At 64.7% G+C, this 17,038-nt stretch carries 8 protein-coding genes; all 8 read right to left on the reverse strand.

Annotation, left to right across the window (positions count from 1 at the left end; all coding sequences use genetic code 11):
* Positions 1–2: 2 nt before the first annotated feature.
* Complete coding sequence (locus ABD974_RS12415; protein WP_345303654.1) at positions 3–302, reverse strand: hypothetical protein; 300 nt, start codon at positions 300–302, stop codon at positions 3–5.
* A 97-nt stretch (positions 303–399) separates the two neighbouring features.
* On the reverse strand, positions 400–1,323 hold the full coding sequence (locus ABD974_RS12420; RefSeq protein WP_345303655.1) for an outer membrane lipoprotein-sorting protein: 924 nt from the start codon (positions 1,321–1,323) through the stop codon (positions 400–402).
* Between the two features lie 530 nt (positions 1,324–1,853).
* On the reverse strand, positions 1,854–2,759 hold the full coding sequence (locus ABD974_RS12425; protein ID WP_345303656.1) for an outer membrane lipoprotein-sorting protein: 906 nt from the start codon (positions 2,757–2,759) through the stop codon (positions 1,854–1,856).
* Between the two features lie 121 nt (positions 2,760–2,880).
* Positions 2,881–5,370, reverse strand: coding sequence for an efflux RND transporter permease subunit (locus ABD974_RS12430; protein ID WP_345303657.1), 2,490 nt, complete (start codon positions 5,368–5,370; stop codon positions 2,881–2,883).
* 156 nt (positions 5,371–5,526) lie between these two features.
* On the reverse strand, positions 5,527–9,336 hold the full coding sequence (locus ABD974_RS12435) for a beta-ketoacyl synthase N-terminal-like domain-containing protein (protein WP_345303658.1): 3,810 nt from the start codon (positions 9,334–9,336) through the stop codon (positions 5,527–5,529).
* Between the two features lies 1 nt (position 9,337).
* Complete coding sequence (locus ABD974_RS12440; RefSeq protein ID WP_345303659.1) at positions 9,338–11,035, reverse strand: aminotransferase class III-fold pyridoxal phosphate-dependent enzyme; 1,698 nt, start codon at positions 11,033–11,035, stop codon at positions 9,338–9,340.
* 22 nt (positions 11,036–11,057) lie between these two features.
* Positions 11,058–12,722, reverse strand: a complete 1,665-nt coding sequence (locus tag ABD974_RS12445) for a hypothetical protein (RefSeq protein WP_345303660.1) — start codon at positions 12,720–12,722, stop codon at positions 11,058–11,060.
* Positions 12,719–16,966 carry an SDR family NAD(P)-dependent oxidoreductase gene (locus ABD974_RS12450; RefSeq protein ID WP_345303661.1) on the reverse strand — a complete coding sequence of 1,416 codons (4,248 nt, stop codon included), beginning with the start codon at positions 16,964–16,966 and terminating at the stop codon, positions 12,719–12,721. Before ABD974_RS12450 ends, ABD974_RS12445 begins: the two co-directional genes overlap by 4 nt.
* Positions 16,967–17,038: the final 72 nt, after the last annotated feature.

Genomic DNA, 17,038 nt, shown 5'->3' on the forward strand with positions numbered 1-17,038 from the left:
CTTTACGGGTACGTGCGGCTTGTCAGATCATCCACCTTGATCTTGGTCTCGCGGGCGTCCTGTGCGAGGGATACGGTCGGGGCGGCCAAGGTCAGCGCCGCGGGAAAACACTGTGGCGATCCTTGTCCAACGTTCTCCTTTTTCTGCCTTGGCCTGAACATCAACAACGCGACGGGCGACGGCAACAGGTCATTGAGCGGAACCGCGAGGATCGCCGGCACGCCGGATTTTCCCGTGCTGCACGTGCCCGCCGCGGAGGCGGGCACGATTCTGGCGCAGTACGGATACAGGTCCGGGATCATCGCGTTGAAACCCTTCGGAGCCCGCGCGCGGCCGAGACTGCCGCCGTGTCGCAGCCGAACACGAGGCAGTCGAAGTTGCGGCCGTCTCCGAAGGCGTTCATGGCTTGGTCGACACCTGCTGCGTCCCGTTCTTTCCCTGGGCCAGGTGCTTGCGGTAAAGCTGCATCTGACGCTCGCGATAGGCGAAATCGGTCAGCGAGCGCTGGCCCAGGAACTCTTCGTCGATGTCGACGTTGAGCACGACGCTGGGATGCTCCCAGGTGGTGATACGGCGCTTCGTGAGGTTGTTCATCGCGGCATCCGTCACCAGCCAGACCTTGCCCATCTGTTTCACGTTCAGCACCGTGTACTGCTTGTAATGCCTGCCGCTGCGATCGTAGAGATCTTCCTTCAGCACGATGAAGCGCTCCTTGTCGACGTAGGAGACGATGCGCCCGTAGAAGGAACGCTTGCTGCGGCTGGCGGTCGGGGTCGACTCGATCTTCCAGACCGGGCGGCCGCGATAGGTGTCCTCGCCGAGCAGCTTGTACGTGTAATCCCTGACCTTCCTGACGTCCGCGTCTTCGGCCGACAGTTCCGAACCGAAGACCGCGCCGCTCTCGCCGTTGTCGGCGACGGACACGATGCGCTTGACCTTGCTCAACACGGGCAGATAGACCCAGAAGTCCGACGCCTTGTCGTCTTCGGCATAGCCCCAGGACAGCATCGCGGTGTTCTTGTCGCTGACCGGTTGGAAGATGACGTCGAGCGCCTTGAATTCGAGGTCACGCTGTCCCGGAGGACGACGGTGCACGCCGAACGACTCGATGGCCACGATGCGAGGTTTCTCCGCACAGGACAGCTTGCCGCCGATGACGTTGTAACGGCAGGTCGAGAACTTCATCTGGCGGACCGACGACGAATAGCTGTGATTGGTCGCATCGTCGACCTTGGTCATGATCTCGTGGGCGTTCTGCGCGAACGATGCCGCGGGAGCGGCCAGGAACAGCGACGCGAGCAAAATACTGTAGGGTGTTTTCATGCATCAGTTTCCTTACTGTAGTGGGGACTCATCCATTGATTTCCTTCTTGAACTTCGGTTTGAACGCCAGCAACAGGGCGGGCGGCAGGAACCGGCCGTCGACCACGCCGCCAGCGCGCCCGATTTATTCGGGTCGGAGGCGCAGGGCGCGGTAGTACGCGCTCTACCGCCAACGGTTCGCCGGAGAGGATTCCGTGATCCCCCGGCGATCCCGGAGATGCGAAAAGCAGAGCTTTTTTGACATTTTCGAGCAAGACAAGTTTCGCGGATAAATTGCAGTTCAGCCAGTCCCGAATCCCGGACTCCCGGAACCGGCGGGAGGCCGGTTCATCGGTCGAGGGGGTGTGCCGTCATGCGCGTTCGGGCCGTCTCATCGAGCGGCGCATCTTGCCCCGCCCGGGGATCGGGACTTCCCGCCACCCCCACTCCCCCGAGTCCGCGCGCGATGTCGGCTCCGGCGGTGCCGGAGCCGACGATGATGCGACCGCGGATCCGGTTGTCTCCGGACAGGGTCATGGCTTGGCCGACGCTTACTGGGTGCCGCCCTTCTCCTGATCCAGGAACTGGCGGTAGTACTGCATCCGACGTTCGCGATAGGCGAAGTCGGTCAGCGAGCGCTGGCTCAGGAACTCCTTGTCGATCTCGACGTTGTACGAGACGCGGGCGCGATCCCAGGTGGTGACCCGGCGCTTGATGAGGTTGTTCATCATCGCCTTCTTGGGCAGCCAGATGTGGCCGTATTGTTTCACTTCCAGCACCGAGAGCTGCTTGTAATGCCGGCCGCTGCGATCGTAGAGATCCTGCTTCAGCACGATGAAGCGTTCCTTGTCGACATAGGACACGATGCGACCGTAGTAGGAACGCTTGCGACGGCTGGCCGTGGGGATCATCTCGATCTTCCAGACCCGGCGGCCGCGATAGGTGTCCTCGCCCAGCATCTTGTAGGTGTAATCGATGACCTTCTGGGGCTCCGCGTCTTCGGCCGACATTTCCGAACCGAAGACCGCGCCGGTTTCGCCGCCGTCGGGCACCGAGACGATGCGCTTGACCTTGCTCAGCACGGGCAGATACACCCAGAAGTCCGACGCCTTGTCGTCTTCGGCGTAGCCCCAGGACAGCATCACCGTGTTCTTGTCGCTGATCGGCTCCATGATCACGTCGAGCGCCTTGTAATCCAGATCCATGCGGCCCGGCGGCGGCTTGTGCACGGCGAACGACTCGAACTTCACGATGCGCGGCTTCTCGGCGCAGGTCAGTTTTCCGCCCTGGACGTTGTAACGGCAGGTGGAGAAGGTGATGAAGCGCACCGCAGACGGAAAGGTGCGGTGCGTGACCTCATCCACCTTGACCATGATGTCGTAGGCGTCCTGGGCGAAGGATGTCGTCGGAGGAACGAGGAGCAATGCCGCGAGCAAAGCGCGACAGGTCGTTTTCATCCATATCTTCATCCCAACAAGCTCCTTTTTGTACGTAGGTTTGAACATCGACAACCGGCTGGATCGCACGGTCGGGGCGCCGGACGGACCCATGAGGATCGCCAGCGCCCCGGGCGTGTCGTCATCCGGCGGTCGCCGTTTTGAACTTCGGCTTGAATTTCAGCAGGAGGGCTGGCAACAGGAACAGGTCGTTGAGCAGACCCATGAAGATCGCCATCGCACCGAACTTGCCCATGTTCGACGTGCCCGCCGCGGATGCGATCGCCATGATGCCGAAACCCAGGCCCAGGATCAGCGAGGTGAATACCACGCCCGGACCGGTTTCTTCCATCGTCCGCCGCAGCGCTGCGTTGACGTCGTTGTCCTTGGCCAGTTGCAGCTGGTAGTTCGAAATGAAGTGCACGGTGTCGTCGATCGAGATGCCGATGATGATCGGCGCGAGCATCATCGTGAAGAAATCGAGCGGAACACCGGTGATCCCGAGCAGACCCAGGGTCAGCAGCGCCGGGATCAGGTTGGGAATCAACGCGATCAAGCCGACCTTGAACGAGCCGAAGACCAGCAGCAGGATCACGCTCACCGCGACGAGCGCGATGCCGAAGGTGATGGCCTGGTTTTCGGTGAGGTACTGGGACGCCTGCATCGCCAACGCGAAGATGCCGGTAATGGAAATCTCGGTCTTGGGGTACTGCGCCTTCAGTTTCGCCATCATCTTGTCGATGTCGGCGCGCATGCTCTGGAAGACCACTTCGTACTCGTAAGAACCGTAGCTGTGCAGCGAGATGTTGATGTTGGCCTTGCGGTAGTTGTCGTCGACGAAGCGCTGGCGCTCGCTCGGGTTCGCGTTGTTGAACAGGAACAGCGTCTGCGCCAGCGATTCGCGCGTATCGGGAATCCGGTAGTACTCGGCCGCATCGCCGTTGAGTTCCCGGTTGGCGTCCTTGACGATATCGGTGATGGAGTTGGTCATCACCACGTACTTCTTGTACTTGGTCTCGAACTCCTTCTGCAGTTCGTCCATCGCCTTCATCACGGCCGGATCCTGCAGGGCGAAGTCCTCCTTGAAGTCGAGGTAGAGCACCATGGCGTAGGCGCCCATCATGTGCTCGTCGGCGACCTTCACGCTCTGGGTGAAGGTCGAGTCCTCCGGATACTGGTCCAGGATCTGCGAGTCGATCTTCACCTGGGTCGCGCCGTAGATGGACACCGCGAGCACCAGAATGAACGGGACGATGAACGCGACCGGGCGCTTCTCGACGATCGGGACGACATTATTCAGGGCCGACTTGAGACGCGGCAGGACATCCAGGAACCGCTTTTTGTCCGGCGTGTCGACGATCACCTTCTTTTTCGACACCGTCGGCCACAGGTCGATCAGCACCGGCAGCAGATAGAAGGTCAGCAGCAGGGCGAACAGGATGCCGAGGGTCGACATGATCGCGAAGCTCTGGATCGGCACGACCGGCGTGATGTTCAGCGCCATCGTGCCGGTCATGTTGGTGAAGCCGGTCAGGAGCAGCGCCACGCCGGCGTACTTGTAGGTACGGCGCAGCGCGACCTGATGATCGTTGCCGGAGGTGCGCAGGGCGGTATAGCTGGTCAGCGTGTGCACCGAGTCGGCGACACCGACGGTCAGGATCAGCAGGATGGTGAGGATCAGGAAGCCGGTGACGGTGAGTCCGAGCAGGCCGGTGGCGCCGAGCGTGAAGACCGTGCTCAGGATGACGATCGACATCGACCACACGACGGCCGATGCGGAGCGGAACAGGAACCACAGCAAGCCCATGATGATCACGAACGCGACCACGTAAAGCATGCCCATCTCTTCGGTCATCTTCACGTTGTGTTCGGCGGCCGCGGTATTGCCGACGGCGTAATAGTCGAGGTGCTTGGCGTATTCCGGCTTCGCGAGGATCTTCTTGATCTCTTCGAACAGCGTCAGGTAGTCGGCCTGGTCGGTCGGCTTGAACTCGACGTCCTTCTCTTCGGTCGGCGCAGCGACCTGGTCCATCGACAGCACCGTTTCCTCGGTGACCGCCTCGGCGTCGAGCGGAATGGCGCCGAAATCGGTCTCGATCTGGATGCCGCCGTACTTGTGATCGCGCGAGAAGAAGCGGAGCTTCAGCTGCTGCTCGCTTTCCGCGATCGCCTTGATCTCGGTGATCGCTTCGGGCGTGAGCACCGTGTCGCCGACGAGCGGCCTGGAGGCGAGCACGTCACCATCGACCGTCAGCACCGGCGCGTTCACCAGCGTGTCGACATTGACGATGTGATCGAGCGGGGATTCCTCGTCCTCCTTCAGCTTGGCGCGGAAGTGGATGAGTTCGTTCTGGATGCCGCGAACCGCTTCCAGCGAGGCCGGCGAGAAGACGTCGCCATCCTTCGGTTTGTAGACGATGTAGACGCCGTCTTCGCTGCCGAACTGGGCGTGGTAGCGGTTGAACGCGACCAGGGTCGGATCTTCCTTGTGGAACCATCCTTCGATGGTCATGTCCATGTGCAGCTTGCTGATGCCGAAGATGCTCGTGGCAAGCAGGGCAAGGAACACGATGCCGACCAGCAGGCGTCTTTTGCGCAGGGCATCCGGGACGTTTTCGAAGTGCGCGGACAATCGGTTTATGAGTCGCTCTCTAACGGACATGAATGCACTTCCTGTTGGTCGTAGTGATTGTTCTGCGGAGGTTCGCACCCCCTGTGAAAACGATATGGCGATGCGACGATGCGTTCAGGGCCCGGCCCGTGGCATCGGCCGCGGCATGCCGATGGTTCATTGGAAGATCCTCGCGATCGTGCCGCTGCCATCCGCACCGACGACGGACAGGTGGTCCGCGTCGACATCGATGCAGACGGCCGGCCGGGTCAGGAACTTGTCCCACCCCAACGACGGCGGCAGATCGCCGTTGTTCCGCGTCGCGCGGATGACCACCGTTTCGCAGGATTTCGGCAGTTTCTTCGGCCGATACTTGCGGCAGGCGTCCTCGCTGGCGACGGAAAGCCGATAAGCGAGCATGAAGTGACTCTCGGACATCCAGATGCCGTTCAAGCGGATGAGTTCGAAGAGGTATTCGGCGCGCCGCTCCTCGGGGACCTTGCGGAATTCCTCGACATTCAGCGGCCATGGGCCGTTGAACGCGCTGATCAGATTGCCGAAGACCTTGGCGATCTCGTCCGCCAGATCGCGGGTGGTCGATGCCGGGCAGCGGCCGTCCACCAGCACCAGGCGATCGACCTTGACCTTCTTCTGCAGCAGTTGCTGCGCCATCTCGAAAGCGACGACCGCACCGTTGGAATAGCCGAGCAGCTCCAGCCTGCTGCAGTCCCGCAAGGCCGCGAGGGCGGCGATGTTGGCTTCGGCCATCGCCTGGATGGAATCGAGCGGTTCGGTCTTGCCGTCCAGGCCGACCGCCTGGAGCCCGAACATCGGCCGGATACCGTCCATCGCACGGCGCAGGGTCTGCAGGGACAGGATACTGCCGTCGGCACCGGCGACGGCGATGACCGGCGTGCCCGAGGCATTGGTCTGCATCGGCACGAGCAGGCCGTCGTCGACGGAGTCCCGGCTCACGAACCATGTTTCGAGATCGGTTTTGGCGTCGGAGGCCCGTTGCGGTTTGGCGCTCGGGGCTGCGCTGCCCGTCTTCGTTTCGGCCGCCTGCTGCGGCTTGGCGCGCGAAGCGTCCGCGTTGCCGACGACATGGATGCGATCGATCTTGGCCCGATGGGTTTCGGCCACATGGCGGCCGAGACGCTCGATGTCGGGGTAATTGAACACGACGCTCGGCGAAATGTTCTCGTCGATCAGCACGATGAGTTTCTGGATCAGCGAAGCCATTCCCACCGAATCGAAGCCGAGCTGGTCGAAGCCCGTGCCGACATCGACGTTCGCGACCGGCATGCGCAGCAACTGCGCGGTTTCCTGTACGAGGAAGCGCATGATCTTGTCTTCGGCGTCGAGCGCTTCCGCCCGTTCGCCGTCGGCGAGGGTCTGGACGAAGCGCCATTCGCTGGCGACCACGGGGGCGCCAACGTCGTTGTCGTCCTTCGTCTTGTTCCTCGCCAGGGTGGGAATCACCACGCGCGGCGCGTCGGCGCCGTCGAAATCCAGCCAGTAGCGCTGCGTGGCGAACGGATACGGCGGAATGTCGACCAGCTGCGGCACTGCCTGCGCATCGCGGCGACGCGCACGGGCGACCTCGCGCCAATGACGTTGCCAGGGCATGTCGATGCCGCCGACCCACAGCAGCGCGATCTCCTTGAGCATGCCTTCGCGCAGGTTGTCGAGCAGCTTGTCCTCGCCGATCTGCGACTTGATCACGTCGAACACGCGGGTGTTGTCGCGATCCTGCGGTCCGCCGATGAAGATCGGGCCGTTGCCGTCCGCCTGCTTGTTGCCGGCCAGGAGCTTGGCGGCGCGCGCCAGGGCGTCGTTCAGTTCCTTGTGGCTGGCGGCGACGATGGCGAGCCGATGCGCCATCGGTTCGGTCGCCGACTGCAGGGTGTAGGCCAGATCCTCCAGCGCCGGCGACGGTTCGTGCGCACCCATGCGGCCGGAATGGAAAGCCAGCGCGTCCTGCAGGGATTCGCGCGCGAGGGCCAGCGATTCCTGCAGGGATTCGCGCGTGCGCCCCGAGAAGACGAACAACTGGCGACCGCTGTGCGCCCTCCGCGCGACGGTGTGGTCGGCGCGGTATTCCTCGAACAGCAGGTGCACGTTGACGCCGCTGTCGGCGAAGGAATTGACCCCCGCGCGGATCGGTTCGTCGCCGCGGCGCACTTCGTCGAACGACAGCGGCCGGTCGGCGATATACAGCGGATGCGATCTGGATTCGATGTCGATGAAGCTGTTGAGCGTCTTCTTGGTGATCGTGGCGGGGAACTGCTTGTTGTACAGCGACAGCACGACCTTCATCGCGCTCGCCACGCCGCTGGCCGGCTCGGTATGGCCGATGTAGCCCTTGATGCTGCCGAGCGCGCAATTCTTCTCGCCCGCGGGCGGCGCATCGAACGCGTTCCTGATGCCTTCGAACTCGAAGGAATCGCCCCACTTGGTGGCATAACCATGGACTTCGATGTAGCGGACCGAATCCGACGCGATGCCGTGCCTCCGGTAGCAATCGGAGATCACCTGGGTGATCGATTCGTGCTTGATCTCGGAGATGAAACTGGCATGGCCGCGGTTGTTCTGGTGGGTCGCCACGACCTTGGCGAAAATCCGGCGGTTGTCGCGCTCGGCATCGTCCAGCCGCGTCAGCACCAGCAGGCCGACGCCTTCGCTGCGGGTGAAGCCGTTCGCGGCGTCGTCGAACACGGCGCAGGTGCCGTCGGGCGACAGCAGGCCGTAGCGCGCGATCGCCGCGTAGTCGCCTTCGAAGAGATTGAGCGAAACGCCGCCGCAGATGGCCACGTCGCACTCGCCCCGTGCCAGGGACTGGCAGGCGCGGTGGATCGCGAGCGCGGACGACGCGCAACTGGCGTTGACCACTTCGCTCGGACCCTTGAAGTCGTACAGGAACGAAATGCGGTTGGCCAGGTAGTAGATCGGACTGGACGAGCTGAGCGCCGGCGCGCCCGGAATGCGGTGCAGGTTGCGGCGCAGGTGATGCTCGTACTCGGCGTAGGCATAGCCGAGGAACAGGCCGGTGCGCGTGCCGCGCAGCGTGTCCGCGCGCAGGCCGGCGTGCTGCAGCGCGTGATACAGCGCCTGCATCACCATCCGTTCCTGCGGGTCGCACAGACGGGCTTCGTCTTCGCTCAGGCCGAAGAAGGCGGGGTCGAATCGATCGACGTCATCGATCAGCGCGCCCCAGCGCGGTGCGGCATCGGCGGCGGCAGGGCCCCAACGGGTGCCCCGCAGCGGCGTGATCAGCGAGCGCTGCTCGATCAGGTTGTGCCACAGCGCTTCCGGCGTGTTGGCGTCCGCGAACCGGCAGGCCATGCCGACGACCGCGATGCCGAGACTGGCGGCCGGCGATGCAGCCGTCTGCGCTTCGGCCGGCTCGGCGTCGCGCTCGTCGACGGACAGGCCGTAGTAGTGCGCCAGCGCGTCGGCGTGGTGTACCAGCAGGTGATCGATCAGCGCTTGCCTGGAAACGAAGCGCTCGCCGCGCAGGTCCACGCCGTATTCGTCGCGGACGAAAGCCAACATGCGCTCGAGGCCCCCTGCCCCATCGGCGCGCGGTCGCCGGCGCACGTCTTCACGGCGGCGCGGCGACGCGGTGGCCGTGGCCGCCGCGGTCTTCCTGGGCGCGGCAGCGGGGGCAGCCTGTGCGGTGGCGGCGGGCTGCGCGGCGGTGGCCGGCGGTGCCTTCGGCGCCCGCGCGGCAGCGGCGTGGTTCATCGAACCGGCGATGACGTCGGCCAGTTCGCGGATCGAGTTGACCGCCGTCAGCTGCGCCGGCGTGATCGGCACGTTGAGCTGCTTGCTCAGGTTCGTCATCAGCTCGATCGCGATGATCGAGTCCATGCCGAACGAATCGAACTCGGCGTCGACGTCCAGTCGATCCACCGGGATTTTCAGGGTGGACGCGACCGCTCCCCCGATCGTGTCCAACAATGTCGGTTCCGCGACAGCGCTCATCTCAATAATTCCCTGATTCTTCTGCCAACGCGAGGTCGGCGGCGAGCAGCGCCTTCAGGCGCTCCATTTCGTTGCGGCGCGTTGCGTTGCCGGACTGCGGGGGGGGCGCGAATGCCGTGGCTGCGGGCAGTGGCGCGACGACCTGCACCGCGGCGTCCTGCGTCGCGTCCTCCGCGCGTTCGCGGAAAAAGCCGCTGCGCTTCAGGTTCGACAGGCTCGCCTTCACGCCGGCGATCACCGTCGCGATGTCCTCGTCGGTGTGGGCCGTGCTCAGGAAGCAGTCGCGCTGGAAGTGCGTCTCCACGCCCTCCATGCGCAGCAGGGTGAAGAACAGCGCTTCGGTCACGGCGCGGTCGCTGTCGACGAAGCGGACGCGGAAGAACGAACCGAAGGCGTCGATGGCGACCGGCAGCCGCTCTTCGGCGAAGAACGCGTTCAGCGTGTCGGCCAGCCGCGCGGTTTTTTCGCTGAGGCTGCACTGGAAACAGGTGCCGCTCCCGCAGGCCTGCACGCCGTCGCAGCCGCGCTTTTCGATTTCGCCGAGGACGGCCAGAGCGGCCGCGATATTCAGCGGGTTCTGCGAATGGGTGCCGGCCATGCCCGTGCGCTTGGCTCCCGGCTCGCTGTCGTCGCCGGATCGCCAGGCGCCGCCATCGATCAGGTCCATGTATTTCGCCGCGCCTGCGATGACGCCCGTGGGCAGGCCGCCGCCCACGATCTCGCCGTAGGCGGCCATGTCTGGACGGAGATCGGCACGGCCCTTGGTGCAGACGCGAAAACCGGCGATCGTCTCGTCGAAAATCAGCGCGATGCTCTTCTCGATCGTCAGCTGGCGAAGCGCCTTGAGGAATTCCGCGGATGGCTTGCCGGCCTGGCCCGATCGCGACGGCTCGATCAACACGCCGGCGATCTCGCCGGCGCGCTGTTCGATCGTGTCGAGCGACGCCGTGTCGGCGTCGTCCAGCACGATGAGCGGGTCGGCGAAGTCCTGCAGCATGCCCGCAGTCGTCGAGACACCGTTGTCGGCGAACACGACGAGCTTTCTGCGGCCTGTCGCCGCGCGCGCGATGCGGACCGCGGACAGCAGCGCATCGGCGCCCGAGTGCGTGAACAGCGCGCGCTCGTGCCCGGTGATCCCGCAGAACAGTGCGCAGGCCCGAGCGATCGTCTCGGAATGGCCGACCGACGGAATGCCCTGATCCAGGCTCTGCCTCAGCGCATCGATCAGGAAGGATGGGCGGTGTCCGAACAGGTTCGCGCCGATGTCGCCGGAGATGTCGATATACCGGTTGCCGTCGGCATCGTGGACGTAGGCGCCTTCGGCCAGGGTCCAGGCGATCTGGAACTGCAGCGGCTTCAGATCCCTGATCGGATGGGCGGCGCGACGCGGGTCGACGACGTGGGCCTTCTGTTCGAGCGCGTGGGCCCTCGAGTTCGGCACGAAGCGTTCGTACGTCTCGACGAGCGCGGCGATCCAGACGCGGTGCTCGTCGGTGAGTTCGCCCTGTGCGAGTGCCTTCAGGGGCCGCGTCGCACGCTTGCCGTCGAGCGCAGGCGCAGTGCCGTCCGCACGGCGGACGATCTCCAGCACCTGCAACTGCGACGCCTTGTCCAGAGACCGGAACAGGCGCATGGCATCCTGCTTGTCGATCTGCTTCGACAGGATTTTCTTCGATACATCTTCAACGGGCGTCAGCATGGCGGGATCCATCTCGCGGTCGCTAGAATTGGTACTGATATCGGATGACGAACTGTTTCTGGTCTCGATACGGCCAGGTGCCACTGCGATCGTCCCGTTCGTCAGGATAGAACAATTCGAAATAGACCGTTGAGTTGTCGTCGATCAGGTAGGAACTGAGGAATCTGTGCCGGATGCTGGTGTACGGCCTGCTGTAGATGGTCAGCCAGCTCAGGGTCAGATCGTCGTTGAAGAAGCGGTTGGTCACCGCGCCCACCAGCGAATATTCGTCCTGCTCGCGTCCCACGATGTCGCCGTTCCAGTCCAGCAGGCGGCTCCAGACGACTTCCGCGCTGTACACCAGCGTGCGGCCGCCCGGCGAATAATCGAAGCCGAAGGACGAATCGAACTGGTCGCTCTCGACGACGGTCAGACCGCTGCCGCCGGCAGGGGTCGCGAAGAACGCGCGCGGCTGTTTCAGCGCCACTTCCGCGCGCAGCAGCAGGTTGTCGATCGCGATGTTGGCGGTCAGCCCGTACATGCTGAATCGCTGCTGGCGCACCAGGTAATCGTTGTCGATCAGTCGCGCCGCCATCAGGCTGATGTCACTCTTGCCGAACGTACGCTTCCAGCGCGCACCGAATTCGTAGGTACCGGCATTGTCCCAGTCGTCGTCCGGCGCGTTCCGGTCGAAGGCGCCGGGGATGTCGTACTCGGATCCGCGGTCCGGATATTTGTTGTAACCGGGCCGCGGCACGAAGAACGCGCTCCACTGTCCGGAGTTGCCGAAGTGGTCCATGGCCAGCATCGGCTGACCGACGCGGGACTCCTCCAGCGAGATGAAGAAGAACTCCGCGTTGTTGCGGGGACTGACTTCGTCGGTGATCGCGCCGCCCTCGGAAACGCCCCACGGCAGGATCTGATAACCGAGCCGGAAGCTCGTGTTGCCGAAACTGCTCTGCAGATAGGCCTCTCGGGTGACCAGTTCGCGGAACGGACTCTCGTCCTTGGCCTTGGCGCGGTGATCGTTGGTCCAGTGCAGGTTGAGCTTCGTATCCAGGCGGAGGTACAGATTGCTGGTCAGAGGCTTCGAATATTCCAGCCGCACGGAAGATCGGTTGTTCACCACGCGCTGGGGCGAGGCGAACTTGTACGAGATTTCGTGTTTCAGGCTGATGCGCAGCGGATCCAGCCAAGCCGCGAGCGGCCGATCGCCTTCCGTCGCATTCGCGGTCGGGTTCGCTTCGCCGGTCGCCGACAGCGGTCCTTCCGATGCGGGGTCGGCAGGCGTTTCGCCCGCGGCCGTCTGATCCTGCGGCGTATCGCCGGCAAGATCCTGCATGCCCGGGCCGACGTCGATTTCGACATCATCGAAGTCGACGGTCGCGTCGGTGCCCTGCTCCGGCGGCGCTGGCGTCGCTGCGGCCGGGACCGCTGCCGCAGGTGGCGTCTCCGCGGGCACGTCGATGACGACGTCTTCGAGGACATCGCTGTCCGGATCCGGCGCGGGCTCGGTCTGCGGCGTCTGCGCGCAGGCACCGAAAGCCACGCCGAGGGCCAGCAGGGAGATCGCCACGGACCTGATCGATCGCGCCTGCCGCGGATGCGCGTCCGCGAACCGCAGGCGCTGCTGCGCGAGGTCGAGCGCGGAAGCGGAGCCCGGCGAAGGAGATCCGGTGTTCAACATGTTGGTGTGTTTTCGATTCACGATGCGATCACCGTCTCGTTGCCGTAACGGATCGATGCCTCGTGATCCTGATAATGGAGGACTTCTTCCGACACCCACAGTTCATCGAGCGCGCGCTGGGCGATCACCTTGATCATGACCAGCTGATCCATGTCCGAGGCGACGAAGGCTTCCAGCGCGCGCATCGCCTCTTCCGGCTCGATCGAACCGATGCCGCGGCTTTCCATGCGCTTGCGGAAGAACTGGTCGGTCACGATGCCGACGCTGCCCCAATAGCCCCAGTTGACGATCTTGACCGGGTACGGATGACGTGCGCGCATGGCCTGCGCGAAACTGTCCTTGAAGGTGCAGCCGGCGCAGTAGTTCGACTGGCCGGCGTCGCGGTGGAACGACGCCACCGACGAGAAGAACAGGACGAAATCGAGATCCTGGCCGGCGAAGGCGCGCTCGATGGCGACGCTGACGTCGACCTTCGCCGCGAGGCTCTGGCGAAAAACGGTCTCGTCCATCGCCCGCACCGTCTGATCCTTCAGGACCAGCGCGGAATGGACCACGCCGTCGATCCGCGGGAAGCGCTCGCGGATGACCGCGACCGCCGCCGTCAGCGCCGCCGCGTCGGTGGCGTCCGCGGAGACATAGTGCGGACGACGGCCCAGGGCCGCGATCGCATCGAGCTTCGCTTCGATGTCGGCATCCTGCGGCCGGCGACCGATCCAGATCACTTCGGCATCGAAGCGCGCGACCATGTGCCGCGTCCAGACTTCGCCGAGCCCGCCAGCGCCGCCGATCACGACGTAGACGCCCTTTTGCCGGTACGCGGCGTGCGGGAGCGACAGGTGGCCGACATCGGCGAATTCCTGTCGGAACCATTCGTCGCCGCGATAGGCCAGTCCCCTGCCCTGCTCGTCCCAGGGCAGCGCGAGGATTTCGCTCGGGTCGAGATCGGCGGTCGATTCGATGTCGAGCAGCCGGAAGCGCCACAGCGGCAGCTCCTTGGCGAAGCTGCCGATCATGCCGTGCACGCCGGCATGATGCGGCGACACCGGTTCGTCGTCGAAGACCTGCAGCGCGCGGCGGGTGACGACCGTGAACTTGAGTTCGCGCTCGAAACAGTCGAGCCGACTCAACGCCTTGAGGATGCGGAACAACGCGAGCACGCCCGCTTCCTGGCCGGCGACGATCGTGTCCTGATCGTCGGCCTCCGCCTCGGGCGCGAACCACAGCAGATGATCGAATTCGTGATCGGACAGCAGGCGCTCGATCCGTTCGATCGAGTCGCCGGCGACGATCGGCTGATGGCGCAGATCGATCGGTGTCTCGATCTGCGCCGCACGCAGCCAGGCGAACAGTGCCTCGTCCCCGCCGAGCAGCAGGCAGCGTTCCCCCGGCGCCGTCGTCACCGCGTCGCCTCCGAAACGCACCGGATTCCAGATCGGGGCCAACGCGCGCAGGGCGGGTCCGGACGCCGGTGACGCGGTCGGCTTCGCAGGCGCTGGCGCAGCCGCGACGGCGCGCGTCGACGCGGCGACGGGCGAGGCAACGCCCGGTGCGGATGCGACCGTGCGCGAGATCAGGCCGCGGATGCTCACCCGCGCCTGGCCCTGGTCGTCGACCAGGTCGATATCCAGCGACGGCATGCCCGCGACGGGCGTGCCGGGCGCGCGACGCACCCAGACCCACATGTCGTTCGTGGTGCTGCCGTGCACGATCATGTCGTCGAAGGCGAACGGCATCACCGCAGCGCCGGTTTCGCCGTCCAGGCCCGCGAGCAGACCGATCGTGCACTGCATCGCCGAATCCATCATTGCGGGGTGCAGGCCGAAGCGCGGATCCGGCGTGCCCGGGAGGTGCAGATGAGCGATCACTTCGTTGCCGTCGGTACGCAGGTCGGTGATGCCCTGCATGGTCGGTCCATAGTGCAAACCCAGCGCATCGAAACGCGCGTACAGCGCATCGCGATCGCGGTTCGCGCCTTCGATCGACTCGTCGACCGCGACGAGATCCACCGGCTCGGCGTCGATGGCCTGCGCACTGCAGCGGACCGTTCCGCGGGCGTGGGAGGTTTCGCCGCTTCCGCCTTCGGACAGGATCTCGTATTCGAGCCAGCGTCCGCCGTCCTCGTCTTCGCCGTTGTCGTGCAGCACGACCTTCAGCGCGAACGTCTCGTCGACGACCACCGGCTGGATCCAGGCGTGATCGCTGAATTCGAGCGTTCGCGTCTGGTCGCCCGGCAGCGCCAGCGCCGCCGCGGCGCGTACCATTTCGACATACGCCACGCCGGGCAGAACGGGGTGTTCGAGCACTTGATGGTCGCGCAGGAAGAATTCGCGGCCATCGAACTCGGACGTGAAGATCAATCCCGAGATGTCGGACGCGTTCGTGTGCAGCAGCGGATGCAGGATCGACGGCGCCGTAGCCGCGATCGCGGCCGGGCCGGCGTTCTCGGGCCGTTCGGGGATCGCGAAGCGTCTCTTTTCGAAGGGATACGTGGGCAACGCAATCCGCTGCGCGCCCGTTCCTGCGAACAGCGCATCCAGCGACACCGTCGCCCCGCGGCAGTACAGATCCGCGAGCGACAGCAGTTTGCTGCGCATGTCTTCGGCCGGCAAACCGCCGAGAATCTGCTGCACCAGGAAATTCGCGAACTCGTCGAGGCCCGGCGTCGCGCTGCCGGCGCGCTCGACGTCGCCGACGAAACAATCCGGCGCGCGCCGATGCCGGCTCAGGCGCCCGAGTTTGGCGATCAGTTCAGCGATATCGTTCACCACCAGCACGCAGCGATGCGCGAACAGGCTGCGGCCGGTGGCGAAGGTGAAGGCGACATCGTCGAGATGAACGCCCTCGCCGGTGCCGAGCCAGGCGATGAGATCGGCGACCTTGCGCCACAGCGCGGCCTCGGTCTTCGCCGACAGCACGACGATGCGCGGCATCGCCGCCGCGCGCACCGGCGACGGCCGCTGCGGCGCTTCTTCCAGCACCATGAACGCATTGGTGCCGCCGATGCCGAGACAGTTGATCGCGGCGCGGCGCGGCGTGTCCGCCTGCGGCCATTCGATCGGATCGGTGTTGACGTGGAAGGGGCTGCTTTCGAAATCGATCTTGGGATTCGGCCGGGTGAAATTGATGCATGGCGGAATGCGCCGGTGCTTCAGGCTCATCGCGACCTTGATCAGGCTCGCCATGCCGGCGGCGATATCGAGGTGGCCGATGTTGTTCTTGACCGATCCGATCGCGCAGAACTGACGACGATCGGTCTCGCTGCGGAACAACCGGCCGAGCGCGAGGGTTTCGATCGGATCACCCATCGCCGTGCCGGTGCCGTGCGCCTCGATATAGCCGAGGCTGTCGGCGGACACGCCGGCGTTGTCCAGCGCGGCGCGCATGCAGTCGAGTTGGCCTTCGACCTTGGTGGCCAGGAAGCTCATCTTCTGGCCGCCATCGTTGTTGATGGCCGATCCCTTGATGACGGCATGGATGCAGTCGCCGTCGGCCAGCGCCTGTTGCAGCGGCTTGAGCAGGACCATGCCGACGCCGCTGCCGAACACGACGCCGCGCGCCTCCGCATCGAAGGCGCGGACCTGCCCGTCGGCGGAGAGGATATTGCCGCTTTCGTACAGATAACCCGACACGTGCGGGGTCCGCACCGCGACCGCACCGGCCAGAGCCATGCCGCATTCGCCCGCGCGGATGCTCTGGCAGGCCAGATGCACCGCGACCAGCGAGGTCGAGCATGCCGTCTGCACCGCGATGCTCGGGCCGCGCAGATTCAGCTTGTAGGACAGGCGCGTCGGGACGAAATCCTTGTCGTTGCCGACATGCCAACTGCCGCCGGTCTTGCCGATGACTTCGTCGTAGTGCCCGGTGCACGACAGCAGATGACTGGACACGATGCCGCCGGATCCGGCGAAAACGCCGACCCGGCCGGGTTGGGTGTCCGGTGCGTAGCCGGCGTCTTCCATGGTCGCCCATGCGCATTCGAGCAACAGCCGATGCTGCGGATCCATGATTTCCGCATCGCGCGGCGGAATCCAGAAAAACTCCGCGTCGAAGCAATCGTGGTCCGCGAGCAGCGGCGCGACTTTGACGTAATTCGGATCGGCCAGCGTTTCGGCCGAAACGCCATGCGCCAGCAGTTCTTCGGAGGACAGCGTGGCGATACCCGAGCGACCGGCGCACAGATTGTTCCAGAATTCATGCGTCGAGGCCGAGCCGGGAAATCTCCCGGCCATGCCGATGATTGCGATGTCGCCGTGCTGCTTTTCCATTCCGAATCCTGCTCCAATCGACGCCATCGAGCCCGCCACGCAACGTGGTCGGCGTGGGAATCGATCGCCTCC

The sequence above is a fragment of the Lysobacter hankyongensis genome (assembly GCF_039543145.1).
Classification (GTDB): domain Bacteria; phylum Pseudomonadota; class Gammaproteobacteria; order Xanthomonadales; family Xanthomonadaceae; genus Lysobacter_I; species Lysobacter_I hankyongensis.

Bases quoted from the DNA above. Each gene is read 5' to 3' on its own strand.
- ABD974_RS12415 (WP_345303654.1), bottom strand. From the start codon at position 302: ATGATCCCGGACCTGTATCCGTACTGCGCCAGAATCGTGCCCGCCTCC.
- ABD974_RS12420 (WP_345303655.1), bottom strand. From the start codon at position 1,323: ATGAAAACACCCTACAGTATTTTGCTCGCGTCGCTGTTCCTGGCCGCT.
- ABD974_RS12425 (WP_345303656.1), bottom strand. From the start codon at position 2,759: ATGAAAACGACCTGTCGCGCTTTGCTCGCGGCATTGCTCCTCGTTCCT.
- ABD974_RS12435 (WP_345303658.1), bottom strand. From the start codon at position 9,336: ATGAGCGCTGTCGCGGAACCGACATTGTTGGACACGATCGGGGGAGCG.
- ABD974_RS12440 (WP_345303659.1), bottom strand. From the start codon at position 11,035: ATGCTGACGCCCGTTGAAGATGTATCGAAGAAAATCCTGTCGAAGCAG.
- ABD974_RS12450 (WP_345303661.1), bottom strand. From the start codon at position 16,966: ATGGAAAAGCAGCACGGCGACATCGCAATCATCGGCATGGCCGGGAGA.